General features: G+C 65.1%; 20 protein-coding genes, 1 tRNA gene and 1 other RNA gene. 13 read left to right on the forward strand and 9 right to left on the reverse strand.

The annotated features are described in order from the left end of the window. Positions 1-69: 69 nt before the first annotated feature. The 9 genes from XaplCFBP3123_RS00965 (at position 70) to rnt (ending at position 8,780) form a co-directional block, all read left to right on the forward strand. A complete protein-coding gene (locus tag XaplCFBP3123_RS00965) occupies positions 70-1,320 on the forward strand; it encodes an OprO/OprP family phosphate-selective porin (RefSeq protein WP_104532418.1) in 1,251 nt (416 codons plus the stop codon). Positions 1,321-1,518: 198 nt separating this feature from the next. Then, positions 1,519-2,538: a phosphate ABC transporter substrate-binding protein PstS gene (gene pstS / locus XaplCFBP3123_RS00970; protein ID WP_104532419.1), complete on the forward strand. Its 1,020-nt coding sequence runs from the start codon at positions 1,519-1,521 to the stop codon at positions 2,536-2,538. Positions 2,539-2,724: 186 nt separating this feature from the next. Beyond that, positions 2,725-3,816, forward strand: coding sequence for a phosphate ABC transporter substrate-binding protein PstS (gene pstS, locus XaplCFBP3123_RS00975; RefSeq protein ID WP_104532420.1), 1,092 nt, complete (start codon positions 2,725-2,727; stop codon positions 3,814-3,816). A 112-nt stretch (positions 3,817-3,928) separates the two neighbouring features. Next, positions 3,929-4,903 (forward strand): phosphate ABC transporter permease subunit PstC, encoded by a 975-nt coding sequence (gene pstC, locus XaplCFBP3123_RS00980; RefSeq protein WP_104532421.1) that lies wholly within the window; start codon positions 3,929-3,931, stop codon positions 4,901-4,903. Further along, the gene (pstA, locus tag XaplCFBP3123_RS00985) at positions 4,903-5,766 is read left to right on the forward strand and encodes a phosphate ABC transporter permease PstA (RefSeq protein WP_039511726.1); all 864 of its coding nucleotides are present in this window, start codon (positions 4,903-4,905) and stop codon (positions 5,764-5,766) included. The genes pstC and pstA overlap by 1 nt, the downstream gene beginning before the upstream one ends. A gap of 22 nt (positions 5,767-5,788) precedes the next feature. Further along, the gene (pstB, locus tag XaplCFBP3123_RS00990) at positions 5,789-6,619 is read left to right on the forward strand and encodes a phosphate ABC transporter ATP-binding protein PstB (RefSeq protein ID WP_104532422.1); all 831 of its coding nucleotides are present in this window, start codon (positions 5,789-5,791) and stop codon (positions 6,617-6,619) included. 129 nt (positions 6,620-6,748) lie between these two features. Further along, complete coding sequence (phoU, locus tag XaplCFBP3123_RS00995; RefSeq protein ID WP_102596861.1) at positions 6,749-7,459, forward strand: phosphate signaling complex protein PhoU; 711 nt, start codon at positions 6,749-6,751, stop codon at positions 7,457-7,459. Positions 7,460-7,581: 122 nt separating this feature from the next. Beyond that, the gene (locus tag XaplCFBP3123_RS01000) at positions 7,582-7,992 is read left to right on the forward strand and encodes an RcnB family protein (RefSeq protein WP_104532423.1); all 411 of its coding nucleotides are present in this window, start codon (positions 7,582-7,584) and stop codon (positions 7,990-7,992) included. A 140-nt stretch (positions 7,993-8,132) separates the two neighbouring features. Beyond that, positions 8,133-8,780: a ribonuclease T gene (gene rnt / locus XaplCFBP3123_RS01005; RefSeq protein ID WP_102596859.1), complete on the forward strand. Its 648-nt coding sequence runs from the start codon at positions 8,133-8,135 to the stop codon at positions 8,778-8,780. A 411-nt stretch (positions 8,781-9,191) separates the two neighbouring features. Here rnt and XaplCFBP3123_RS01010 read toward each other — a convergent pair. The 4 genes from XaplCFBP3123_RS01010 to rnr form a co-directional block, all read right to left on the reverse strand. Further along, a non-coding RNA gene (locus tag XaplCFBP3123_RS01010) (sX9 sRNA) lies at positions 9,192-9,267 on the reverse strand. A 62-nt stretch (positions 9,268-9,329) separates the two neighbouring features. Continuing rightward, positions 9,330-10,079 carry a 23S rRNA (guanosine(2251)-2'-O)-methyltransferase RlmB gene (rlmB, locus tag XaplCFBP3123_RS01015; protein WP_104532424.1) on the reverse strand — a complete coding sequence of 250 codons (750 nt, stop codon included), beginning with the start codon at positions 10,077-10,079 and terminating at the stop codon, positions 9,330-9,332. Positions 10,080-10,294: 215 nt separating this feature from the next. After that, positions 10,295-10,768, reverse strand: a complete 474-nt coding sequence (locus tag XaplCFBP3123_RS01020; RefSeq protein WP_104532425.1) for a GFA family protein — start codon at positions 10,766-10,768, stop codon at positions 10,295-10,297. A 140-nt stretch (positions 10,769-10,908) separates the two neighbouring features. After that, positions 10,909-13,455, reverse strand: a complete 2,547-nt coding sequence (rnr, locus tag XaplCFBP3123_RS01025; RefSeq protein ID WP_104532426.1) for a ribonuclease R — start codon at positions 13,453-13,455, stop codon at positions 10,909-10,911. Positions 13,456-13,576: 121 nt separating this feature from the next. Between rnr and XaplCFBP3123_RS01030 the strand changes: the two genes are divergently transcribed. Beyond that, positions 13,577-13,663: transfer RNA gene (locus XaplCFBP3123_RS01030), tRNA-Leu, on the forward strand. Positions 13,664-13,888: 225 nt separating this feature from the next. Here the strand turns inward: XaplCFBP3123_RS01030 and XaplCFBP3123_RS01035 are convergent. Both XaplCFBP3123_RS01035 and XaplCFBP3123_RS01040 read right to left on the reverse strand, forming a co-directional pair. Then, positions 13,889-15,412 (reverse strand): platelet-activating factor acetylhydrolase IB subunit, encoded by a 1,524-nt coding sequence (locus tag XaplCFBP3123_RS01035; RefSeq protein ID WP_104532427.1) that lies wholly within the window; start codon positions 15,410-15,412, stop codon positions 13,889-13,891. Between the two features lie 335 nt (positions 15,413-15,747). Then, positions 15,748-16,866: an acyl-CoA dehydrogenase family protein gene (locus XaplCFBP3123_RS01040; RefSeq protein ID WP_245230249.1), complete on the reverse strand. Its 1,119-nt coding sequence runs from the start codon at positions 16,864-16,866 to the stop codon at positions 15,748-15,750. A gap of 152 nt (positions 16,867-17,018) precedes the next feature. Here XaplCFBP3123_RS01040 and XaplCFBP3123_RS01045 point away from each other — a divergent pair, with 152 nt between their 5' ends. The 3 genes from XaplCFBP3123_RS01045 (at position 17,019) to metH (ending at position 22,382) form a co-directional block, all read left to right on the forward strand. Next, positions 17,019-18,014 carry an ArsR/SmtB family transcription factor gene (locus tag XaplCFBP3123_RS01045; protein WP_172453031.1) on the forward strand — a complete coding sequence of 332 codons (996 nt, stop codon included), beginning with the start codon at positions 17,019-17,021 and terminating at the stop codon, positions 18,012-18,014. Continuing rightward, entirely contained in the window at positions 18,011-19,150 is a 1,140-nt protein-coding gene (locus XaplCFBP3123_RS01050; protein ID WP_104532430.1) for a homocysteine S-methyltransferase family protein, read from the forward strand. The genes XaplCFBP3123_RS01045 and XaplCFBP3123_RS01050 overlap by 4 nt, the downstream gene beginning before the upstream one ends. A gap of 478 nt (positions 19,151-19,628) precedes the next feature. Next, the gene (gene metH, locus XaplCFBP3123_RS01055; protein ID WP_172453032.1) at positions 19,629-22,382 is read left to right on the forward strand and encodes a methionine synthase; all 2,754 of its coding nucleotides are present in this window, start codon (positions 19,629-19,631) and stop codon (positions 22,380-22,382) included. A 130-nt stretch (positions 22,383-22,512) separates the two neighbouring features. Here metH and XaplCFBP3123_RS01060 read toward each other — a convergent pair whose 3' ends face one another. Genes XaplCFBP3123_RS01060 through fucP form a run of 3 tightly spaced genes read right to left on the reverse strand, consistent with a single transcriptional unit; the run spans position 22,513 to position 26,008 of the window. Beyond that, positions 22,513-23,718 carry an AGE family epimerase/isomerase gene (locus XaplCFBP3123_RS01060; RefSeq protein ID WP_104532432.1) on the reverse strand — a complete coding sequence of 402 codons (1,206 nt, stop codon included), beginning with the start codon at positions 23,716-23,718 and terminating at the stop codon, positions 22,513-22,515. Further along, positions 23,715-24,701: a carbohydrate kinase family protein gene (locus tag XaplCFBP3123_RS01065; protein ID WP_172453033.1), complete on the reverse strand. Its 987-nt coding sequence runs from the start codon at positions 24,699-24,701 to the stop codon at positions 23,715-23,717. The genes XaplCFBP3123_RS01060 and XaplCFBP3123_RS01065 overlap by 4 nt, the downstream gene beginning before the upstream one ends. Next, positions 24,698-26,008 (reverse strand): L-fucose:H+ symporter permease, encoded by a 1,311-nt coding sequence (fucP, locus tag XaplCFBP3123_RS01070; protein ID WP_104532434.1) that lies wholly within the window; start codon positions 26,006-26,008, stop codon positions 24,698-24,700. The genes XaplCFBP3123_RS01065 and fucP overlap by 4 nt, the downstream gene beginning before the upstream one ends. Between the last annotated feature and the right edge of the window lie 8 nt (positions 26,009-26,016).

Here is a 26,016-nt window from a genome sequence, read left to right on the forward strand (position 1 = left end):
TGACGCTGTCACATTAACGCAACTTTCACGCCATAGCCTGCGCTCACTTTCTCAGGTCGCAAGGCGCATATGAAACTTTCTCCTACCCTGCTTGGCTCCGCCCTGTTGCTGGCGCTGGCCGCACCCGTTGCGCACGCCGAAATCGCCATCGACGTGATCGGCGGCTCGGAGATGTCGCTGGAAGGCCTGGTCCAGGCCGACGGCAATTGGTTCCACAACGATGTGCAGGATCTCAATGGCCCGATCGGTGCCAATGGCGACAATTCCGAATTCAGCATCCGCCGTGCCGAGCTGGTGCTCAAGGGCAAGGGCCCGGGCAATGTCGAATGGGTGGCCGGTTACGACCCCAGCGTGCTGAAGGAAGTCACCATCGGCGGCACCACCATCCGCAGCACCGGGCGTTTCCTCGACAACAACATCAAGTACAAGTTCGCCGGCAACGCCAACAACTATCTGCAGATCGGCCAGTTCAAGCAGCCCAACAGCCTGGAAGAGCTGTCCAGCACCAAGAACAACGACTTCGTCTCCAAGGCCGGAGTGACCAACACCTACGGCATCTCGCGCCGCTTGGGCGTTGCCTATGGCATGGGCGACAACAACTGGAGCGTCACCGCCAGTGCGTTCGGCCGCGAACTGACCCGCAACCAGGCACACGGCAGCGGCTACGGCGCGCGCGGCACCTGGGCGCCAATCAACGACAGCGGCAACGTGCTGCACGTCGGTCTGAGCTACCTGGGTTACGACACCGACGACGACACCCTGCGCCTGCGCGCGCGACCCGACGCCGACCTGACCACGGTGCGCCTGATCGACAGCGGCGCCATCACCAACGTGGACAGCGTGGGTGTGGCCGGAGCCGAGGCAATGTGGATCACCGGCCCGTTCAAGCTGCAGAGCGAGTTCTTCCAGGAAAACGCCAAGCGCCTCGGCAACAACGCCGACGATTACAAGAGTGACGGCTGGTACGTCAGCGGCGTCTGGAACATCACCGGCGAGACCTGGGGCTACAAGGCCGGCGTGCCGACCACCCCGCTGCCGAACGCACCGGCTTCGGGGATGTGGCAGCTGGCGGTGCGCTATGACACCCTGGACCTCAACGACGGACACCTGGTCTCCAACGGCACCACCCCGTTCGTGGACGGCGTGCTGGGCGGCAAGATGGACGTGTGGACGGTCGGTGCCAACTGGTACTGGCGCTCCAACTTCAAGTTCGCACTGGACTACGCGAAGGTGGAAAGCACCCGTTACAACGGCGCCACGCGTGGCCTGGTCGACGACAACCCGTCGATCATCGAGGCACGTGCGCAGTTCTATTGGTAAGTGCGCGATGGACCCGGCCGCTGTGGAGCGCTCCTGTGAGCGTGCCACGGCGGCGACCACCCTGACCCGTCCCGGCTACGCGCCCCGCCGCGACGCCGTCATCTGCATGTCATCTTCCAGACACCGCGCAGTCATGCCCCTGCCCTGCAATGGCACGACTGCGGGACGTCCTCATCCCTTCGCTACAGGAGCTGTTGCGTGATCCACTCTTTGAAGACCCGTCTGGCCGTCGGCGTGCTCACCGCCTCGCTGGCGTTGTGCGCCCAGGCCGCCGATGTCACCGGCGCCGGTGCGTCGTTCATCTACCCGGTGATGTCCAAGTGGTCGGCCGACTACAACGCGGCCACCAAGAAGCAGGTCAACTATCAATCGATCGGTTCGGGCGGCGGCATCGCCCAGATCAAGGCGGCCAGCGTGGACTTCGGCTCGTCCGATGCACCGCTCAAGCCGGAAGAACTGGCCGCTGCCGGCCTGGCGCAATTCCCGTCGGTGATCGGCGGCGTGGTGCCGGTGGTCAACGTGCCCGGCGTGGCCGCAGGCGCCCTGAAACTGGACGGCAAGACCCTGGGCGACATTTTCCTGGGCAAGGTCAGCACCTGGAACGATCCGGCGATCGCCGCGCTCAACCCGGGCGTGAAGCTGCCCGACGGCAAGATCACCGTGGTGCATCGCTCCGACGGTTCGGGCACCAGCTTCAACTTCACCAATTACCTGTCCAAGGTCAACCCGGACTGGAAGAGCAAGGTCGGCGAAGGCACCGCGGTGCAGTGGCCGACCGGCATTGGCGGCAAGGGCAACGAAGGCGTGGCCGCGTACGTGAAGCAGATCAAGGGCGGCATCGGCTATGTCGAGCTGTCGTATGCGCTGCAGAACAAGATGGCCTACACCGCGATGAAGAACGCTGCCGGCAAGTTCGTGCAGCCGTCGGATGAGACCTTCGCCGCCGCCGCCAACAGCGCCGACTGGGGCAACAGCAAGGACTTCTACCTGGTGATGACCAATGCCTCCGGCGACAACGCCTGGCCGATCACCGCGACCAACTTCATCCTGGTGCAGAAGAAGCCCAAAAACCCGGCCGGCCTCAAGAACACGCTGGAGTTCTTCCGCTGGGTCTACAGCAAGGGCGATGCGCAGGCCAAGCAGCTGGACTACGTGCCGCTGCCGGACAGCCTGGTGACCCAGATCGAAGGCTACTGGGCCAAGAACCTGCCCAAGTAACGCCAGCCACAGCGACAGGAACGACGCCGTCTCTCTCCCCGGCGTCGGAACCGAGACGCGGCCCCACGGGGTCGCGTCTTTTTTGTGATGCCTTCTCCAAAAGGCACTGTCATGCACGTGTAACAAAAACATCATTTCATAGCGTGGTCTGCCGGGTCCCCCGGCCAACCCAGCCTCGGAGCTTCCATGAAACTGCAGTCGGCCAGCCTGACCGCCCTGTCCCTCACCATCGCCCTCGCCCTGGCCGCCTGCTCGCCCGGCAAGGATGCGCAGTCCGGCGATACCGCCAAGGGCGCGCCCAGCGCGGGCGCCACCGCCGGTGACAGCAAGAGCGCCGAGATCTCCGGTGCCGGTGCATCCTTCATCTATCCGCTGGTCTCCAAGTGGTCGGCCGACTACAACGCCGCCACCGGCAACAAGGTGAACTATCAGTCGATCGGTTCCGGCGGCGGCATCGCGCAGATCAAGGCCGGCACGGTGGACTTCGGTTCGACCGACAAGCCGCTGGACAGCGCCGAACTGCAGCAGGCCGGCCTGGGCCAGTTCCCGTCGGCGATCGGCGGCGTGGTGCCGGTGGTGAACCTGGAAGGCATCGCACCGGGCAAGCTGCGCCTGACCGGCGCGCTGCTGGGCGACATCTTCCTGGGCAAGGTCACGCTGTGGAACGATGCGGCGATCGTGGCGGCCAATCCGGGCGTGACCCTGCCGGCCACCAAGATCAACCTGGTGCATCGCTCCGATGGGTCGGGCACCACCTTCAACTTCTCCAACTACCTGTCCAAGGTCAGCCCGGAGTGGAAGAGCAAGGTCGGCGAAGGCACCTCGGTGCAGTGGCCCGGTGGCGTCGGCGGCAAGGGCAATGAAGGCGTCGCCTCGTACGTGCAGCAGATCAAGGGCTCGATCGGCTATGTCGAACTGGCCTACGCACTGCAGAACAAGATGCCCTACGCCTCGCTGCAGAATGCGGCCGGCCAGTGGGTGGAGCCGAATGCGGAAAGCTTCGCCGCTGCTGCCGCCAGCGCCGACTGGGCCAACGCCAAGGATTTCAACCTGGTGATCACCAACGCACCGGGCGAGAAGGCCTGGCCGATCACCGCGACCAACTTCATGCTGATGCACAAGCAGCCCAAGGATGCGGCGCGCAGCAAGGCGACGCTGGACTTCTTCAAGTGGGCGCTGGACAACGGCCAGGCCCAGGCCAGCGAACTGCATTACGTGCCGCTGCCGCCGGAGCTGGTCAAGCAGATCCAGGCCTACTGGGCCAGCGAGTTCAAGTGATGCCCTGCACCCGCTGTCGTGGCGGGTTGCGCTGCGGCGAGGTGCCTACCGGCGCCTCGCCGTTCCTGCTGTCTCACGCTCCCGCGATTGCGCGGGTGACGAGCCCAATCGAATGAATGCCACCGCCATTCCCGAAGCGATGACCGCCCCACGCGGCCGCGACCTGCGCGATGCGCGTGCCGATCGCCTGTTCAAGCTTGCGCTGGCCGCCACGGTCGTTTTCGTCCTGTTGGCGCTCGGCAGCGCCGCGCTGTCGATGCTGTGGGGCGGACGCCATGCCTTGCAGATGCAGGGCCTGAGTTTTTTCTATTCCGCCGACTGGAATCCGGTGGAAAACAAATACGGGGCGCTGGCGCCGATCTACGGCACCCTGGTCACCGCCCTGATCGCGATGGCGATTGCGGTGCCGGTGAGTTTCGGCATCGCGTTCTTCCTCACCGAAGTGGCGCCGCGCTGGTTGCGTGGCCCGGTCGGTACCGCCATCGAACTGCTGGCCGGCATCCCGTCGATCATCTACGGCATGTGGGGCCTGTTCGTGCTGGTGCCGGTGATGACCGAGCACGTGACGCCCTGGCTCAACGATCACCTGGGCACGCTGCCGTTGATCGGTCCGTTGTTCCAGGGCCCGCCGCTGGGAATCGGTCTGCTGACCGCAGGCTTCGTGCTGGCGATCATGGTGATCCCGTTCATCTCCTCGGTGATGCGCGAAGTATTCCTGACCGTGCCGACGCGCCTGAAGGAATCGGCGTACGCGCTGGGGTCGACCAAGTGGGAAGTCAGCTGGGACATCGTGCTGCCCTACACCCGCTCCGCCGTGATCGGCGGCGTGTTCCTGGGCCTGGGCCGTGCGCTGGGCGAAACCATGGCAGTGGCGTTCGTGGTCGGCAACACGGTGCGGCTGTCGCCGTCGCTGCTGGAGCCCGGCACCACCATCGCCGCGTTGATCGCCAATGACTTCGGCGAGGCCACCGAAACCTATCGTTCGGCATTGCTGCTGCTGGGGTTTGTGCTGTTTATCGTGACCTTCATCGTGCTGGCGATCGCGCGTTTCATGCTGATGCAGCTGTCGCGTCGGGAGGGCAACTGATGTCCTCGGTCTCGCAATCACTGTACAACCGCCGCCGCGTGACCAACGCGATCGCCCTGTTGCTGTCGTGCGTCACCGCGGTGTTCGGCCTGTTCTTCCTGGCCTGGATCCTGTGGACCCTGTTGTCCAAGGGCGTACCGGGCATCGACGTCAACCTGTTTACCAAGATGACACCGCCGCCGATGCAGGAAGGCGGCCTGCTCAACGCCTTCTTCGGCAGTGCGGTGATGTGCGGCCTGGCACTGGCGATCGGCACGCCACTGGGCATTGCCGCCGGTACCTGGCTGGCCGAGTACGGCAATGCACGCAAGGCCGGGCTGGTGGTGCGTTTCGTCAACGACATCCTGTTGTCGGCACCGTCGATCGTGCTGGGCCTGTTCGTCTACACGCTGTACGTGATGCAGACCGGCGGGCGCTTCTCCGCGTTTGCCGGCGCGCTGTCGCTGGCCTTCATCGTGCTGCCGGTGGTGGTGCGCACCACCGACGAAATGCTGCGCCTGGTGCCGGCGCAGATGCGCGAAGCGGCGTTGTCGCTCGGCATCCCGCAGTGGAAGGTGACCGTACAGGTGCTGTACCGCGCCGCCTCGGCCGGCATCCTCACCGGCATCCTGCTCGCCCTGGCGCGCATCAGCGGCGAGACCGCACCGTTGCTGTTCACCGCCTTCGGCAATCAGTACTGGAACAGCAATGTGTTCCAGCCGATGGCCAGCGTGCCGGTGATCATGAATCAGTTCGCCGGCAGCCCCTACGAGACCTGGCAGACCCTGGCCTGGTCCGGCGCGCTGGTGCTGACCGTGTTCGTGCTGCTGGTGAGCCTGGGTGCGCGCGCCCTGCTATTGCGCAACAAGATTTCCAATGACTGACCTCTCCCTCCGGACACCCGACATGAACGATCTCCAAAACGCCATGCCGATGCATCGCATCGCCGTTCCGGCCGCCAAGGGGACACCGACCGCGCAGGCGCCGGTGAAAGTGGCCGCACGCAATCTGGATTTCTATTACGACAAGTACCACGCGCTCAAGGGCATCAACATCGAGATTCCGGAGAAGCGCGTCACCGCGCTGATCGGGCCGTCGGGTTGCGGCAAGTCGACCCTGCTGCGCATCTTCAACCGCATCTATGCGCTGTATCCGAAGATGGAAGCGCGCGGCGAAGTGCTGCTGGACAACGAAAACATCCTGTCGCCGAAGTACCCGATGAACCGGCTGCGCAGCAAGGTCGGCATGGTGTTCCAGAAGCCGGTGCCGTTTCCGATGACGATCTTCGAAAACGTCGCCTACGGCATCCGTCACCACGAAAAACTGTCCAAGGCCGACATGCAGAACCGTGTCGAGCAGGCGCTGCGCCAGGGCGCGCTCTGGGACGAGGTCAAGGACAAGCTGGGGCAAAGCGCGCTGGGCCTGTCCGGCGGCCAGCAGCAGCGGCTGTGCATCGCGCGCGCAGTGGCGCTACGGCCGGATGTGTTGCTGCTGGACGAACCGACTTCGGCGCTGGATCCGATTTCCACCAGCCGCATCGAGCAGCTGGTGGAAGAGCTCAAGCGCCAATACACCATCGTGATCGTGACCCACAATATGCAGCAGGCCGCGCGCGTGTCCGACTACACCGCCTTCATGTATCTGGGCGACCTGATCGAACACGACCGCACCGAAACGATTTTCTCCCAGCCGTCCAAGCAGCAGACCGAGGACTACATCACCGGTCGTTTCGGTTGATGTAAGGCGGGCGACCGCAGCGCCGCAGTGAAGCAACCCCGCCATACCCTGCCCTGACCGGCATCCACGCTGCATGCGATGTTGCCAGGCAGCGGCGGACATCCACCACCGCCACGAATCGAGATCACGATGAACCAGCACCTCAACGACCATATCGTCAAAAGCTACGACGAGGAGCAGCACCGTCTTGTCGCCGAGATCGTGCGCATGGGCGACACGGCGGTGGCGCAGCTGGAAGCCGCACTGGATGTGGTGGAGCGTCGCGACGACCACGCTGCGCATCGCATCGTGGTCAACGACGAAGCGATCGATGCGCTGGAGCATGCGATCAGCCACGACGTGATGCGGCTGGCGTTGCGTGGGCCGATGGCGCGCGACCTGCGCGAGATCCTGGCCGGCCTGCGCATTCCGGCCGATATCGAACGCATCGGCGATTACGCGGCCAATGTCGCCAAGCGCTCGATTGCGCTCAATTCCGCACCGCCGCTGCCGCAGACGGTAGGCCTGCGTGCGCTCGGCCAGATGGCGGCCGATGCCGTACGCGAAGCGGTGCAGGCCTATCGCAACAAGGATGCCGATGCGGCCATCCGCGTACGCGATGAAGATGCACGCCTGGATGCGCAATACACCGCGCTGTTTCGCGAGTTGCTGACCTACATGATGGAAGACCCGCGCAATATCACCCCATGCACGCATCTGCTGTTCATGGCCAAGAATCTGGAGCGCATCGGCGACCACGCCACCAACATCGCCGAGAACGTGTGGTTTCTGGTCCACGGCGAGCAACCGCTGCCGCCGCGCCTGAAGCGCGACGACACCAGCACCACCGGCGTCATCTGATCGCAATGAGTGCCGGCAGCATCCACTGACACAGGCCGCAACGCCTGATTTCATTACGTATTCAGCTACAAATGCCTACGGTGGACTCGCACAGGCTGTTCCTGTGACGCAGGAGTAGGCAGATGAAACGCATCATCGGATCCCTCATGGTTGTGTCGCTGCTGACGTCCGGTGCAGCGCTCGCTGCGCCGCAGCAGCATGACGACCGCGACCGCGGCGCGCAGCACCACGACGACGGTGGTCAGGACCGTCGCAATGATCATCGCGACGATCGCCGCGACGACAGAGACGATGACAAGCATGACGATCGCCGCAGCGCGCACAACGACGACCACCGCAACGATCGTCGCGGCCCGCCCTATCGGCGTGGCGAGCGTCTGGCACCGGACCATCGCGGCACGCGCGTTGCCGACTACCGCAAACATCATCTGCACACGCCGCAGCGCGGGCACGAGTGGCGCCGCGTGGACAACAACTACGTGCTGATTGCGGTGGCCACCGGGCTGATCGCAAGCGTGGTCGCCGCTCGCTGACGCCAGCGGATGAAACACGGGGTTCCTGGGCCCGATCCGTGGCAACACGGGTCGGGCTTTTGTTTGCCCGATCGCCGGTCCGGACACCCGGGCAAGCCGCCAGCTGCCACGATCGGGCCGGCCGTGCGACCTGCTAGGCTATGCCGATGAACGAACCGGTCGACCTGCAGCCTGCCCCCTCCTTCTTGCCCATGTCGCGGCGCTTTCGCGGCTATCTGCCCGTGGTGGTGGATGTGGAAACGGGAGGATTCGACTGGAACAGGCACGCCTTGCTGGAAATTGCCTGCGTGCCGATCGAAATGGATGCCGACGGGCGGTTCTTCCCCGGCGACACCGCCAGCGCCCACCTGGTGCCGGCGCCGGGACTAGAGATCGACCCGAAGTCGCTGGAGATCACCGGCATCGTGCTCGACCACCCGTTCCGCTTCGCCAAGCAGGAAAAGGACGCGCTGGACCATGTGTTCGCGCCGGTGCGTGCGGCAGTGAAGAAGTACGGCTGCCAGCGCGCGATCCTGGTCGGCCACAACGCGCATTTCGATCTGAACTTCCTCAACGCTGCGGTTGCGCGCGTGGGCCACAAACGCAATCCGTTCCATCCGTTCAGCGTGTTCGACACCGTGACCCTGGCAGGCGTGGCGTACGGGCAGACCGTGCTGGCGCGCGCGGCACAGGCCGCAGGCCTGGAGTGGAATGCCGCCGATGCGCATAGCGCGGTCTATGACACCGAGCAGACCGCGCGGCTGTTCTGCACGATTGCCAATGCCTGGCCGGGGCCTGGCGCGGGCTGATCGAGCCGGGAATCGGGATTGGGGATTGTAAAAGCAACGAGGCTCCCTGCTTGAGAAATCAGCGGTTGGCGGCACCACTGCGTGTGGCCGTACCCTGATCCGCCCTTCGGGCACCTTCTCCCGCAGGAGAAGGAAAGTGCCAGACACCTCAGACACGACACGCCGTTTGCTGGCGATAGGATGGGCAAAACCGGGCACGCGCGCCGCTGGATCGCCGCATGCCTTGGCGAAAGTCGTGTGCAGCGCGCTATGTCCGCGCTCGGCACTGCGGCGGCAAGCGCATCGGCGTCGTGGTTTGCGCAGATCGGCTGGTCTGCGTGAGTGCGCGGTTCGGACCGCGCCAGACGCGCGATCTCGCCGTGCCGATCGACCTGCGCGGCTCGTGACCGGCGCGTACGTGCGATTCAGAGTGGCTGGCAACACCTGGCGAGCAGTCGCGAGATGGGTGCAGACGGCGCGGAGGAACCGCAGCGCGCGAGTGGTGCATGCCGATTCCCAGAACCGGCCGCGCCCGCCCGGCGGTTGAGCGCAGTCGTTTTGATAGTCGCCTTAGGCGCCCAGGCGCTGGCGTACCGCTTCGAACAGGGTTACACCGGCCGCCACCGACACGTTGAGGCTTTCGATATCGCCCGGCATCGGGATCTTGACAAGGCCATCGCAATGCTCGCGGGTCAGTCGCCGCAGGCCGTCGGCCTCGCCACCGAGCACCAGCCCGACGTTGCCGCGCAGATCCACGCTGTACAACGACGCCTCGGCTTCGCCGGCCAGGCCGTACAGCCACACGCCCTGCTTTTGCAGATCGCGCAGGCAACGCGCCAGATTGGTCACCGCCACCACTGGAATGCGGTCGGCCGCACCGGCCGAGGTCTTGCGCACGGTCGCGTTGACCGTGGCCGACTTGTCCTTGGGAATGACCACCGCAGTGACGCCAGCCGCCGCAGCGCTGCGCAGGCAGGCGCCGAGATTGTGCGGGTCCTGCACGCCGTCGAGGATCAGCAGCAGCGCGCGTCCTTCGGCTGCGGTCACCAACGCTTCGAGCTCGTTTTCGGCCCACAGGCGCGCTGCCGCATAACGCGCGACCACGCCCTGGTGGCGCACCTGCCCACCGACGCCATCGAGTGCCTGGGTATTGACCCGGCGCACGTCGATACCCTTGCGACGGGCCTGCTCCTCGATTTCGATCAGGCGCGGATTCTTGCTGCCGGCCTCGATCAATACCTCGCGCACGTTGTCGGCGTCGTTCTCGACGGACGAGGCGACGGCGTTGACGCCGACGATCCACTGATTCTGCTTGCTCATTGCGCGGGATACGAAGCGATAAAGGGAGAATGGTAGGGCCTGCGGCCTGTCACGTCACGGCCGCGATGCGGAGAGCGGTGCCGACGGGGAAATCACGGCGTAACGGATCGCGGTGGTCGAAGACGACGCCCGTCCCGTGGTGATGGTGCAAGACACTTGCGCGCGCTCGCCATCGCGAACCAATGCGCTTTCCGCTCACGCCCGCAGGCGCGAACTCACACCGGCCACTGCGCGGTATCGTGATCGGGATGCTGCCTGGACACGACATTGGCCAAAAACGTCAAGGCAGCGACATCATCCTCGGTGGTACGCGCCGGCAGATCACTCAACCCATCGACGAACGGCAGCTTGCGCTCCACTCCGTACTGGATCGTTGGCGGCAGCCGCTCAGGCGTATCGAACGCGCCGGCCGCAATCGCCACGCCGTCCGGCGCCTCATAGGTGAGCGGCGTTCCGCAGTCGGCACAGAATCCACGCTGCACCAGCGACGAAGACGCGAAGCGCCTGGGCTCGCCGCGTGTCCAGACGAATTCGGCGCCGCGCACCGACACCAGCGGCGCGTAATACGCACCGAAGGCCTTCTGACACATGCGGCAGTGGCAGATCGAGGCGTCCGACAACCGGCCGCGCACGTGGAAACGCACCGCGCCGCATTGGCAACCACCGCTGTACTCAATTGCTGTGTCCATCGTTGCCTCAGCTCCGTTGAAGACGAGTGACCCGCGAAGCATTGCGCGCATTTCGCGCGCAACGCCCTGCAGGCATGGCCAGCGATTCCTACGCATCGCGAGCGGCCGCCAGGCGACGGCTCGCGATGATGTCACCGCTGCTAGTACTGCTTCTTCTTGCGCTTGGCCGGCTGAGCGCGCGGCGGCAGCGGCGGTTCGGGCGAATCGCCGCGATCCTCGGCCAGGCGGAAGTCGATCTTGCGTTCCTCCATGCTGGCCTTGAGCACCAACACCCGCACCGGGTCGCCCAGGCGGAATGCGCGGCCACGGCGCTCGCCACTGAGCGTTTTGCGGATCGGATCGAACTGGTAATAGTCCTGCGGCAGCTGGGTGACATGCACCAGGCCGTTGACCTTGGACTGGGTCAACTCCACGAACAGGCCGAACCCGGTCACGCCGCTGATCACACCGTCGAACTGGCCGCCGACATGCTTTTCCATCCACGCGGCGCGATACCGCTCGTCGACTTCGCGTTCGGCCTCGTCGGCACGCCGGCCACGCTCGGAACACTGCAGCGACAAGGCCGCCATCTGACGCGGGGTATAGATGTATTTTTCCGGACTGGCGCCGGTCAGCGCGTGCTTGATCGCGCGGTGCACCAGCAGGTCCGGATACCGGCGGATCGGCGAGGTGAAGTGCGCATACGCCTCCAGCGCCAGACCGAAGTGACCGTTGTTGTCCGGCGAATACACCGCCAGGCTCTGGCTGCGCAGCAGCACCGATTCCAGCAGCGCCGCATCGGGACGCGCACGCACCTTCTTCAGCAACTTGGTGTAGTCGCCGGGACGCACCTTGCTCCATGCCGGCAGGCTCAGCTGGAATTCCTTGAGGAACTCCAGCAGGTCTTCGTACTTGCTCTCCGGCGGCCGCTCGTGCACGCGGTACGGCGCCGGCACATGCATGCTCAGCAGGTAACGCGCAGCTTCGACGTTGGCGGCGATCATGCATTCTTCGATCAGCTTGTGCGCGTCGTTGCGCACCAGCATGCCGGCCTGGGTGACCTCGCCGGTGTTGTCGAGCACAAAGCGTACTTCGGAGGTTTCGAACTCGATCGCGCCGCGTTGCGTGCGCGCCTTCGACAGCACGTTGTACAGCTGATGCAGGCGCTGCACCTGCGGCAGCAACGGGCCGATGAAGGCCTTGGTGTCGGCGTCGTCTTCGCCCACCGCCTTCCAGACCTGGTTATAGGTCAGGCGCGCATGCGAGTTCATCACCGCTTCGTAGAAACGCGAACCGGTGACCTCACCGTCGCGGCCCACCTGCATGTCGCAGACGAAGCACATGCGGTCGACCTTGGGCATCAGCGAGCAGATGCCGTTGGACAGTGTCTCCGGCAGCATCGGCACCACGAAACCCGGGAAATACACCGAGGTGGCGCGCTTTTGCGCTTCGTCGTCCAGCGGCGTGCCGGGACGCACATAGTTGGACACATCGGCGATCGCCACCACCAGACGGAAGCCGTCGGCGTTGGGTTCGCAATACACCGCGTCGTCGAAATCCTTGGCGTCTTCGCCATCGATGGTGACCAGCGGCATCTGCCGCAGATCCACACGCCCGCCGATCATCTGCGGCTCGACCACCAACGGCACCGCCGCGGCTTCGTCCAGCACTTCCTGCGGGAATTCGTGCGGCAGCTCATGGCCATGGATCGCCATTTCCACCACCAGCGACGGCGTCAGCTTGTCGCCGAGCACTGCGATGATCTTGCCGATCGCCGGGCGCCGCGCGTCCGGCGGCGCGATCAGTTCGCACACCACCAACTGCCCTTCGCGTGCCTCGCCGATGCCGTCCGGTGCGATCTGCACGTTGCGTTGCACGCGCTTGTCGTCCGGGTCGACATAGGCCACGCCATGCTCGTAGAAGAAGCGCCCGAGCATGCGCGACATGCGGCGTTCGAGCACGCGCGCGATCGCACCTTCGCGACGGCCGCGGCGGTCGATGCCGGTGACGTTGGCCAGCGCACGATCGCCGTGCATGACCTTGCGCATCTCGTAAGGCGGCAGGAACAGGTCGTCGCCACCTTCGTCCGGCTTGAGGAAGCCGAAACCTTCCGGGTTGGCGATCACCACACCCGCAATCAGGCTGGTCTGCTGCACCGGCGCGTAGCCGCCGCGGCGGTTCTGCACCAGCTGCGCTTCGCGCACCATCGCCGCCAGGCGCTTGCCCAACGCGTCGATGCGGTCGCCGAGATTGAGTTGTTCGGCGATTTCCTCGGCGGTCTGCGGGCCGTCGCAGGCATCGAGCAACTGCAGGATGGCCTCGCGGCTGGCGATCGGCTCGGCGTAGCGCAGTGCTTCGCGATCGGCATGCGGATCCTTGAACTCCGTCGCCGGCGCGGACGCTTCGGTCGGTGCATGCTGCAGGCGTTCCGGCGGCGGCGCGGGCGGGCCACTCTTGCGCGGATGCGGTGCGCGTGGCGCCGGCGGCGTGGGCAGCGCAGGCGCTACCGGCAGCTCGGGCGAAGCGTTGGCGGCCTTGTCGGCAGCGCGTTTGTTCGCGGACTTGGTCGACGCGCCGGCAGCGGCGCGGACCAGGAAGTCCGGCATCCAGCCCGGCAACTTCTGTTTTTCGGCGGTGGTGGACTCGCCCGGGCTGGTGGATTTACGGCGACTGGGCCGATCGGAATCTGGAGTGTTTTTCTTTGTCATTGCTTACATGGTACCCCGTGCGGCCGCGCCATGGGCAGCAAGGCTCGCCCGGCCGGTCGCGATTGCCGGTCGCCAGGCATTGACAAGCCCGCCGGGAGTCTGCAAAATTCGCGGCTCACCTGCCCAGGTGGCGGAATTGGTAGACGCACTAGCTTCAGGTGCTAGCGGGGGCAACTTCGTGGAGGTTCGAGTCCTCTTCTGGGCACCAGTTTAAAAAGACCTCCGAGCGATCGGGGGTCTTCTGGTTTCTGGAGTCTGGAAAGCCCTGATGGTGGCTCGTGCGCTTGCGTTGCCGGCCGATGGCACCGCTGTTGATCGGCCGAAGCTCCATTCCGCTCACGCCATGGATTCGGCAACTTCGTAAGCGGACAGGCTCCCGCGCGACAGCAGCGCCCTCTTCGACGCCACTGCCCTGTATCCGCAGCGAGGCCGGTTATGGCGCCGCCGTGATGCCCGCCTCGCGCAGTGCCGTCGCCCAGATCGCATACCCAGTCTCACTGGGATGGGTGCCGTCGGGCATCAGCGCCTCGGGCAAGGTCCCGTCCGGCTGCAGCATCCGAGGGCCGATGTCGACCAGACGCACGGACGGATCCTTGCCATAACGCGCGGCCAGCAGCCGATTGGTCTCGGCAATGGGCGCGCGCTGCGCATCCGCGGCATCGCGACCGCGTGGCATGATCGCCATCAGGATCAGCTGGCTCCGGGGCAAACGGCGACGCACCTCGCTCACCACCGCCTCCACGCCCTGCGAGGTCTCGGCCGGCGTGGCCGCGCGCGATTGCGCGGTGCCGGTGAGGTTGTTGGTGCCGATATGCAGCACCACCCAGCGCGGATCCAGGCCGTCGAGCTCGCCCTGGCGGATCCGCCACAGCACATTCTGGGTGCGATCCCAGCCAAAGCCCAGATTCAGCACCGGGCGCCTGCCGTACAACCAGCGCCAGGACTCGGGCCCGCTGACACGCGTGGCCAGCGGTGGGCCGGCCCAGAAATGCGTGATCGAATCGCCGATCATCACCACCTCGGGCTTGAGCGAGCGCGCTGCGGCCAGCGCTGCATGGTGACGTGCATACCAATCGTAGGAATCCTGCTCCAGCCGGTCGACCGGAATCAGCGAGGTCGCAAAATCGCGGCCCAGCTGTGCAACCGGCTTGACCGGCGGCTCGCCGAGCAGGCGCGCCAGGGTCGGCTCGATCGCCTCGGCCAGAATGCGCTGGCCTTGCGTGTCCGGATGCAGGGCGCCGGCCGGCGGACGGAAGCGGGTGTCGTAGAACAGCTCGGTGCGCAGCTGGCCATCGCGCCGGAAGATCGACCCCACATCCAGATAGGTCACGCATGGATTGTCGCCGTACCGCACCGCCAGGCCCTGGTTGATCTGCGCATCGCGGCGCGACTTCGCGCTGGAGATGTCGCTGGGCAGCACGCCCACCAACAGGATCTGCGTGCGCGGCAATTTCTGTTCGATCGCCGCGACCACCGCATCGATACCGAGCTGGGCCTGCTCTGCGGTCTGGCCGAGATGGCCGGTGTTGTTGGTACCGATCAATACCAGCGCGACCTTGGGCTGCAGGCCATCGACCTCGCCATTGGCCAGCCGCCACAGCACGTGTTCGGTGCCGTCGCCGCTGAAGCCCAGGTTGAGCGCGCCACGGCTGCCGTAGAAGGTCTGCCAGGTCGGCTGAAAATCCTCGTCAGGCGCCTTGGCCTTTTCGTAGTTCTGGGTGATCGAATCGCCGATCAACAGCAGCCGGGTGTCGGCGTGCTGCTTCACCTGCTCCAGCACCTGCGCGTGCCGCTGCGCCCACCAGTCTTCCTGCAGGCGGTCGGTGGGCACGGTCGAGGGCGGCGGCGTTTGCGCCCATGCAGCGGCGCAGACCAGCAACAGCCCCCAACATACCAACACCGGCGCAGTGGCAGACAACGAAAGGCGGGGAAATACAGCGTGCGAAGACCGGAGCATGCGCGCACCAGAGGCTGGAGAAGCAGCGATTGTGATCCGCGCGCGCCGCGCACGACAAGCGCGAACGCAGCCACCCGCGATGTAGCGCGGTGAAGTGTTTGCTGTGTGCCGGCGCCAGGCCGCCGACACGGCGCATCTGTGATATCAGACCGCTCACGTTTGCGTAGGAGCGCGGTTGCGCGCGATGCGGCGTTATCGATAACGCCGCATCGCGCGCAAGCGCGCTCCTACCTGGCAGTGGGAAGCAATCGCCTGCATCAAGGCACCGGATCGACCGCAACGCACCTCCGGCCGGTGGAGTCGCCGACCGGCGGCGCGCTGCCGGATCAGGCCGCTCAGCGCAGACCGGTCTCCCCACGCGCGATCACCAGGCGCTGGATTTCCGAGGTGCCTTCGTAGATCTCGGTGATCTTGGCGTCGCGGAAGTAACGCTCCAGCGGCATTTCCTTGGAATAGCCCATGCCGCCATGGATCTGCACCGCCTGATGGGTGATCCACATCGCCGCCTCAGAGGCGGTGAGCTTGGCCACGGCCGCCTCTGTGCCGAACTTCTGGCCTTGCCCCTTCAACCAGGCCGCACGCAGCGTCAGCAGCAGCGCTGCATCCAGCTTGCACTTCATGTCGGCGATCTTGGCCTGGGTCATCTGGAAGGTACCGATGGCCGCGCCGAACGCCTTGCGCTCCTTGACGTAGGCCAGGGTGGCCTCGTACGCCGCACGCGCGATGCCAACCGCCTGCGAGGCGATGCCGATGCGCCCGGCATCGAGCACGCTCATCGCGGTCTTGAAGCCCTCGCCCTCCACGCCTAGCACTTCATCGGGCTGCGCGATGTAATCGGCGAACTCGATCTCGCAGGTGGCCGAGGCACGAATGCCGAGCTTGGGCTCGGTCTTGCCGCGGTGGAAGCCGGCGCGATCGGCGTCGACCATGAAGGCGGTGATGCCGCGCGCGCCCTTGTCCGGCTCGGTCACCGCAAACAACACGATGTACTTGGCGACCGGGCCGGAGGTGATCCAGCTCTTCTTGCCATTGATCACGAAGCTGCCATCGGCCTGCTTGACCGCGCGGCAACGCATCGCCGAGGCATCCGATCCGGACTGCGGCTCGGTCAGCGCAAATGCACCGATCTGCGCACCTTCGGCAATCGCGCGGACGTACAGCTGTTTCTGTGCCTCGCTGCCGTTCTTCAAGATACCGGTGCAGAACAGCGAGTTGTTGACCGAGACGATGGTGGAATGCGCGCCGTCGGCAGCGGCGATCTCGATCATCGCCAGCGCGTAGCTGATCGGGTCCATGCCGGCACCACCGTACTCGGCCGGCACCTCGATGCCCATCAGGCCGTTCTCACCGAGCAGGCGGATGTTCTCCAGCGGGAACTCGCCGCTGCGATCGAACTGCTCCGCGCTGGGGGCGATCTTTTCCTGGGCGATGCGGCGCGCCACATCCTGGATCATCAATTGTTCGTCGGTAAAGCTGAAATCCACGTCGCACCCCTCCAGGCCTAGGCTGAGCCCTCATTGTAGCCCCAACCATTCGCATGCGTATGTAGTTGACCCCACACCCTGCCCGGCCGAAAATATCTCCATATCGCGATATAGAGATATTCATGGATCTGGAAGACTGGTCGGCGCGCCTGAAGGTATTTGCCGACGCCACCCGCGTCCGCCTGCTGACCTTGCTGGAGCAGGAAGAGCTCACCGTGGCCGAGCTGTCGGCGATCACCCGCCTGGCGCAGCCGCGCGTGTCCACGCATCTGGCAAAACTCAAGGAAGCCGGGCTGGTGCGCGACCGCCGCGCCGGCGTGTCGGCCTATTACCGCTTCGACGAGGTGTCGCTGGACCCGGCGCAGCGCGCCCTGTGGCTGGCACTGAGCACCGGCAGCGACGATCCACTGCTGCGCCAGGACGCCGAGCGCGTGGCCGCAGTGCTGGCCAACCGCGCCGCCGACCAGAACTGGGCCGATTCGGTGGCCGGCGACATGGAGCGGCATTATTCCCCCGGTCGCACCTGGGAAGCGCTGGCGCGCACCGCCCTGCCCTTGCTGGAAACCGGCGACGTGCTGGATATCGCCTCCGGCGATGGCGTGCTGGCCGAGCTGGTGGCACCGCATGCCACCCGCTACATCTGCATCGACACCAGCGCGCGCATGGTCGCCGCCGCCAGCGAGCGCCTGCGCAAGCTGCGCAATGTGGAGGTGCGCGAAGGCGACATGCATGCGCTGCCGTTCCCCGATGCCAGCTTCGACCTGGTTGTGCTGATGCATGCGCTCACCTACGCGGCCAAGCCGGCGCAGGCGGTGGCCGAATCCGCGCGCGTGCTGCGCCCCGGCGGCCGGCTGCTGCTATGCAGCCTGGCCAAGCACGAACATCGCGCCACGGTGCATGCCTATGGCCACGTCAATCTCGGCTTTGCGGCCAAGGAACTACGCAAATTCGCCGAGAAAGCCGGGCTGGACGTGTCCAGCCTGGAGACGGTGACACGCGAAAAACGCCCGCCGCATTTCGAGGTGATTTCGTTGATTGCGGTGAAGCCGGGAATGGGGAATCGGGAATCGGGATTGGTTGAAAGCAAAGGCGCTGCTTCGCGGAGAGGTGACTCATGACGCAGGTATCCAATCCCCAATCCCCAATTTCGTTTGCATTGCCCTGGCTGCATCCCGAGCGCGCCGCCAGACTCACTGCCGCGCTCGCCGAACGCATCCTCATCATCGACGGGGCGATGGGCACCATGATCCAGCGCCACGATCTGCAGGAACCCGACTATCGCGGCACCCGCTTTGTCGACGGTTACGACAGCGCGCAGGTACACGTGCATGGCCCAGGCTGCGATCACGCACACGCGCCGCAGGGCCACGACCTGAAAGGCAACAACGACCTGCTGTTGCTGTCGCGCCCGGAGATCATCGCCGGCATCCATCGCGCCTATCTGGACGCCGGTGCCGACCTGCTGGAAACCAATACCTTCAACGCCACTTCGGTGAGCCAGGCCGACTATCACCTGGAACATCTGGTCTACGAATTGAACAAGGCCGGCGCGCAGGTCGCGCGCGCCTGCTGCGACGAGGTCGAGGCGCTGACCCCGCACAAGCCGCGCTTCGTGATCGGCGTGCTCGGCCCCACCAGCCGCACCGCTTCGATCAGCCCGGACGTCAACGACCCCGGCTACCGCAACACCAGCTTCGACGCATTGCGCGAGACCTATCGCGAGGCCATCGACGGCTTGATCGACGGCGGCGCCGACACGCTGATGGTGGAAACCATCTTCGACACGCTCAACGCCAAGGCCGCGTTGTATGCGATCGAGGAAGTGTTCGAAGCGCGCGGCGGGCGCCTGCCGGTGATGATCTCCGGCACCATCACCGATGCGTCCGGACGCACCTTGTCCGGGCAGACGGCCGAGGCGTTCTATGCCTCGGTCGCGCACGGCAAGCCGCTGTCGGTGGGCCTGAACTGCGCACTCGGTGCCAAGGACTTGCGCCCGCATGTGGAAACGCTGGCGCAGATTGCCGACGCCTATGTCAGCGCGCATCCCAATGCCGGCCTGCCGAATGCCTTCGGCGAGTACGACGAAACGCCGGAAGAAATGGCGCAGACCCTGCGCGAGTTCGCGCAGGCCGGCCTGCTCAACCTGGTCGGCGGCTGCTGCGGCACCTCGCCGGATCACATCCGCGCCATCGCCGAGGCGGTGGCCGACCTGCCGCCGCGGCAGTTGTCTGGCGCACAGGAGCTGGCAGCGTGATGCGGCAGGCACCCCCTCATCCGCCCTTCGGGCACCTTCTCCCGCCTGCGGGAGAAGGACAGCGCATGGATTGGCTTGCCGCAAAGACGCTCCGTGCGCAGCCCAGCGCCTTTCTCCCCCCTGCGGGAGAGGGACAGCGCATGGATTGGCTTGCCGCAAAGACGCTCCGTGCGCAGCCCAGCGCCCTTATCCCGCCTGCGGGAGAAGGACCGCGCATGGATTGGCTTGCCACAAGAACGCTCCGTGCGCAGCCAGGCACCCTTCTCCCGCATGCGGGAGAAGGCCAGCGCATGGCTTGGCTTGCCACAAGGACGCTCCGTGCGCAGCCAGGCACCCTTACCCTTCTCCCGCCTGCGGGAGAAGGTGGCGCGCAGCGCCGGATGAGGGCCGCAGTGTCTCGCACCCCATGGCCAGGCCGCGAGGAACACCCACGCACCAAGACCAATCGCGCCGCCGTCAACGTCCAGCAGAGCCTCGCATGAGTACTCCCCGCCACACCCGCCTGTCCGGCCTGGAGCCGCTGGTCATCACCCCGGACCTGTTGTTCGTCAACGTGGGCGAGCGCACCAACGTCACCGGCAGCGCGCAGTTCCGCAAGCTGATCAAGGAAGAGCGCTACGAAGAAGCGGTGGAAGTGGCGCGCCAGCAGGTCGCCAACGGTGCGCAGATCCTCGACATCAACATGGACGAGGGCCTGATCGATTCGGAAAAGGCGATGACGCGCTTCCTCAACCTGATCATGTCCGAGCCGGACATCGCGCGCATTCCGGTGATGGTGGATTCGTCCAAGTGGAGCGTGATCGAGGCCGGGCTGAAGTGCCTGCAAGGCAAGAGCGTGGTCAATTCGATCTCGCTCAAGGAAGGCGAAGCGCAGTTCATCGAACAGGCACGCAAGGTGCTGCGCTACGGCGCCGCCGCGGTGGTCATGGCCTTCGATGAAGTCGGCCAGGCCGATACCTGCGCGCGCAAGGTCGAGATCTGCACCCGCGCCTACAAGGTGCTGACCGAGCAGGTGGGATTCCCGCCGGAAGACATCATCTTCGACCCGAACATCTTTGCCGTGGCCACCGGCATCGAGGAGCACGACAACTACGCGGTGGACTTCATCGAAGCCACCCGGCAGATCAAACGCACGCTGCCGCATTGCCATATTTCCGGCGGCGTTTCCAATGTGTCGTTCTCGTTCCGCGGCAACGAGATGGTGCGCCAGGCGATCCACTCGGTGTTCCTGTTCCATGCGATCAAGGCCGGCATGGACATGGGCATCGTCAACGCTGGCGGCATGCCGATCTACGACGAGCTGGACCCGGAATTGCGCGAACGCGTGGAGGATGTGATCCTCAATCGGCGCCGCGACGGCACCGAACGGCTGCTCGACATCGCCGAACGCTACAAGGGCAGCAAGGGCGCGGCGAAAGTCGAAGACCTGGCCTGGCGCGAGAAGCCGGTGCGTGCGCGGCTGGCGCATGCGCTGGTGCACGGCATCGACGCATTCGTGGAAACCGATACCGAGGAAGCGCGCCAGCAGTCCACCCGCCCGCTGGATGTGATCGAAGGCCCGCTGATGGACGGCATGAACGTGGTCGGCGACCTGTTCGGGGCCGGCAAGATGTTCCTGCCGCAGGTGGTCAAGTCCGCGCGCGTGATGAAGAAGGCGGTGGCGTATCTGTTGCCCTTTATCGAAGCGGAAAAGCTGCGCACCGGCGATGTCGGCAAGTCCAACGGCAAGATCATCATGGCCACCGTCAAGGGCGACGTGCACGACATCGGCAAGAACATCGTCGGCGTGGTGTTGGCCTGCAACAACTTCGACGTGGTGGACCTTGGCGTGATGGTGTCGGCGCAGGTGATCCTGGACCGTGCGCGTGCGGAAAATGCGGACCTGATCGGCTTGTCCGGCCTGATCACGCCGTCACTGGAAGAGATGTCGCATGTCGCACGCGAGATGCAGCGGCAAGGCTTCGAGATTCCGCTGTTGATCGGTGGCGCCACCACCTCGCGCGCGCATACCGCCTTGAAGATCGATCCGCACTACACCGCCCCCACCGTGTGGGTGAAGGACGCCTCGCGCGCGGTGGGCGTTGCGCAATCGCTGATCTCGCGCGACCTGCGCCATGCCTTCGTCGCCGCCAACGATGCCGACTACGCGGAGATACGCGCGCGCCATCGCAATCGCGGCGACGCCAAACGCCTGGTGTCGCTGGAAAAGGCACGCGCACAGCGTTTCGACGGTGATTGGGACACCTATACACCGCCCACCCCGCGTCAGCCGGGCCTGCACGTATTCGACGACTACCCGCTGCCGGAGTTGATCGAGCTGATCGACTGGACCCCGTTCTTCCAGGCCTGGGAACTGGCCGGCAAGTTTCCGGCGATCCTCAGCGACGAGGTGGTCGGCACACAGGCCAGCGAGTTGTACCGCGACGCACGCAAGATGCTGCGCACCATCGTCGCGGAGAAATGGCTGACCGCCAAGGCCGTGTTTGGGCTATGGCCGGCCAATGCGGTGGGCGACGATGTTGTGGTGCTGACCGAGCCTGCGGAATCGGGAATCGGGAATCGGGAATCGCAAAGCGATGCATCGGCGCCCGACCATTCCCGATTCTCCATTCCCCATTCCCTGCACTTCCTGCGCCAACAAGTCGACAAACCCATCGACCGCCCCGACTTCTGCCTGGCCGATTTCATCGCGCCCAGGAGCAGCGGCAAGCAGGACTGGATCGGCGCGTTTGCGGTGACCGCCGGCATCGGGATCGACCCGCATGTGGCACGGTTCGAAGCCGCGCACGACGACTACAACGCGATTCTGCTCAAGGCCCTGGCCGACCGTCTGGCCGAGGCGCTGGCCGAGCGCCTGCATCAACGCGTGCGTACCGAGTTCTGGGGCTATGTGGACGACGAGACGCTGGACAACGAGGCACTGATCGCCGAGCGCTATCGTGGTATTCGCCCGGCACCGGGGTATCCCGCCTGCCCCGAGCATAGCGAAAAGCGCACCCTGTTCGACCTGCTCGATGCCGAGCGCCACACCTCAATGACGCTGACCGAAAGTTTCGCGATGCTGCCCACCGCCGCGGTCTCCGGCTATTACTTCAGCCATCCCAGGAGCCAGTATTTCGTGGTCGGGCGCCTGGGCAAGGAACAGGTGGCCGACTACGCCAGGCGCAAGGGCATCACCCTGGCATTGGCCGAACGCTGGCTGGCATCGAATCTGGATTACGACCCGGAGTAAGAACAGCCTCAGATATCGTAGGAGCGCACCCGGGCGCGACGAGGTTTTACCGGTAAAGCCTCATCGCGCCCGGGTGCGCTCCTACGCGGCGCCACCGCATTGCACGGCGGCGCCCTTGATTACGCCAGTATCAAGCAGCCGGCCGCAACACGTTCAAGACCTCATAACACGCGCCCATGGTGTGGTAATCGGTCTTGCCGGCGGGGCTTTTTTCATCGCTGTACTTGCGGTTGTCCGCATCCAGGATGCGATACCACGCGCCATAGCGGTGGTCGACCATGTGTTCCCAGGAATACGTCCACAGCTTGTCGTACCACTGCCAGTAGCGCTCCTGGCCGCTGCGCTGGGCAAGCAACGCCGCGGCCGCCAGCGATTCGGCCTGCACCCAGAAGTACTTGTCGTCGTCGCAGACCTTGCCGTCCGGGTCGAAGCCGTAATACAGCCCGCCACGCGGCGCATCCCAGGAGCGCTCCACTGCCACATCGAACAGATGTTGCGCGGTCGGCAACAACCAATCGGTCGGCGCGTAGCGATCCAGCAGCATCAGCAGCTTGGCCCATTCGGTCTGATGGCCCGGCTGGAAACCCCAGGGGCGGAACAGGTGCTTGGGATTGTCGCGGTTGTAGTCCCAGTCGATGTTCCACTGCAGATCGTAGTGTTCCCACACCAGGCCGTCGGCCTTGGCCGCCTGACGCCGGGTCATGGTGTCGGCCAGCGACAGCGCACGGTCGAGATAACGCTGCTCGCCACTGGCTTCGTACGCGGCGATCATCGCCTCGCACATGTGCATGTTGGCGTTCTGGCCGCGGTAGCTGGTGAAGTTGAACTGCGCATCGGCTTCGTCGCGGTACAGGCTAAATTCCGGCTCCCAGAAATGTTTTTCCAGCAGCTGCCAGGTCTCGTCCATCCATGCGCGCGCATCGTCGATGCCGGCCTTCAGGCCGCACGAATACGCCAGCAGCACGAACGCCACGCCGTAGCAGTGATTCATGGCGTCTTCGACCACCCCATCGCGCAGGGTCCACGCATAGCCGCCAGTGGCTGCATTGCGGTGCACATTGCGCAGATAGTCCAGGCCGTGACGCACCGCTTGCAGGTACTGCGCATCGCCGAATTCGCGATACGCCATCGCGTAGTTGAAGACGAAGCGCGTGCTGCTGACCAGATGCCGATGCCCGGCATCGTAGATAGAACCATCGTCGCGGAAATACTGGAAAAAACCACCCGCCGGGTCGATCGCGCGCGGATGGTAGAACGCCATGGTGTCGGCGATATGCTGACGCAGCACATCGGCCGAGCGGAAATCGGGTGCGGGGCTCGCGGGCAAACGGCTCATGGTTGTTCCTGAATCAGGGAATGGACCTCATCGACGCTCGGCATCGCCGCAAACGCGCCCTTGCGCGTCACCGCCAGCGCGCCGACCGCCGCGGCAAAACGAATCACTTCGGTGATCGCAGTGGCATCGCCACACAGCTGCTCCAGCGTGGACGTGCGCGCAGCCAACTGAAACAGCAATCCGCCGACGAATGCATCGCCCGCTGCCGTGCTGTCGCGCACCTGCACGCGGAAGGCCGGCACCTGGCCGGAATCAGTGCGTGTCTGCCAATGCACCGGTCCACCGCCATCGGTGACCAGCAACCAGCTGGCCCGGCCCTGCCAGAGCTTTTGGGTGACCGCGCTGGCATCGCCATCGAGCGTGCCGGCCAGGTAATCGAGTTCCTCGCGCGAGAGCTTGACCACGTCGGCCAGTGCCAACGCATCCCACAGCAACGCGGCCGGGTCCACATCCTGCGGCCACAACATCGGGCGCAGGTTGAGATCCAGGCTGACGATGGCGCCATCGGCGCGAGCGCGGCGCATGCCGTCCAGCGTGCACTGCGCGATCGCAGGTTCGGTCATGCTGTTGGAGCACACATGCAGCACGGCGGCCTGCGTAAAGGCGTCCGCGGCGAAATGCTCGGGTCGGAACAACAGATCCGCCGCAGGCGGACGATAGAAACTGAAACTGCGCTCGCCGGCTTCATCCAGGGCCACGAAGGCCAGCGCGGTCTTGGCTTGATCGGTGCGCACGATGCCATCGGTGGCGACGCCGGCCTGCTGCAGACTCTGCAGCAGAAAATCGCCGAACATATCGCGTCCCAGCATGCCGACGAAATGCGCCGCGCCACCCAGCCGCGCCACCGCAACCGCGACATTGGCCGGCGCACCGCCGGCGTATTGCGCAAACGTACGTGCTTGGTCAGGACCGGCCTGCGGCAGTGCCAGCATGTCGATCAAGGCCTCGCCGAAACAGACCACCCGGTTCTTGGCAGCACTCATGCGCGCCCCTCCGCCAGTGCGCCGCGCAGACGCGAGCCCCAGATGCCGTAGAACACGATGTACAGGTAGCACACCAGCGGCAGCACGAACGACTCGTGCAAGCCGATGCTGTCGGCCAGCAGACCTTGCAGATACGGCACGATGGCGCCGCCGACAATGGCCATGATCAACAGGCTCGAAGCGCGGCCGGTCAGCGGACCAAGGCGTTCGATGCCCAGCGTAAAGATGGTCGGGAACATGATCGAATTGAACAGGCCGATCGCCACCAGCGCATACACCGCCAGCATGCCGCCACTGGCCATGGTCAGCACTAGCAGCAGTGCGTTGATCCCGGCGAACACCGACAACAGCACGCGCGGCGACAACTTGGCCAGCAAGGCCGAACCGATGAAGCGGCCGATCATTGCCAGCGTCCAGTACGCCGACACGTAGTGGGTCGCCTCACGCTCGGTGAACCCGCCGATCTGCGGCAACGAAAAATAGTTGACCATCAGGCTGCCGATCGCCACTTCCGCGCCGACATAGAAGAAGATCGCCAGCACACCGAAGCGCACATGCGGATGCGCCAGGGCATCCAGCAGCGAATGCCTGCTTTCATCCTTCTGCGCGCCCGCATCGGTCAGCGCCGGCAGACGGAACAGGAACACGAAGATCGCCAGCAGAAACAGCACGATGCCCAGACCGATGTACGGCCCCTGCACGGCCTGCGCTTCCTGCACGCGATAGGCAAGTTGCTCGGTCTCGGGCAGCAGCTTGAGCTGGTCGCCGCTCATCACGGTGTTGGACAGGATCAGCCAGCCACCGAATAGCGGCGCGATCGCGGTGCCCAGCGAATTGAGCGCCTGCGCCAGGGTCAAGCGGCTGGACGCACTGCGCTCCGGACCCAGCAACGCGACATACGGGTTGGCCGCCACCTGCAGGATGGTGATGCCGGTCGCCAGCACGAACAGCGCGCCGAGAAAGGCGCCATAGACGCGCAGTTCCGCCGCAGGCCAGAAGCCCAGCGCACCGACCGCGGCAACCGCCAGCCCGGCCACGATGCCTTGCTTGTAGCCAAGCTTGGCCACCAGCCAACCGGCCGGCAGCGACATCAGGAAATACGCGCCGAAGAAGGTGAACTGCACCAGCATCGCCTGCGCGAAGTTGAGTTCGAACACCGCCTTCAGATGCGGAATCAGAATGTCGTTGAGGCAGGTGAGAAAGCCCCACATGAAAAAGATCGTGGTGACGACCGACAACGCGACGCCGTTGTTGACGGGCGCCTTGTTGCCACTTGGCACTGTGGATTGCGTGGAAAGGGAAACCATAGAAATTG

The sequence above is a fragment of the Xanthomonas arboricola pv. populi genome (assembly GCF_002939945.1).
Taxonomy (GTDB): Bacteria; Pseudomonadota; Gammaproteobacteria; order Xanthomonadales; family Xanthomonadaceae; genus Xanthomonas; species Xanthomonas arboricola_A.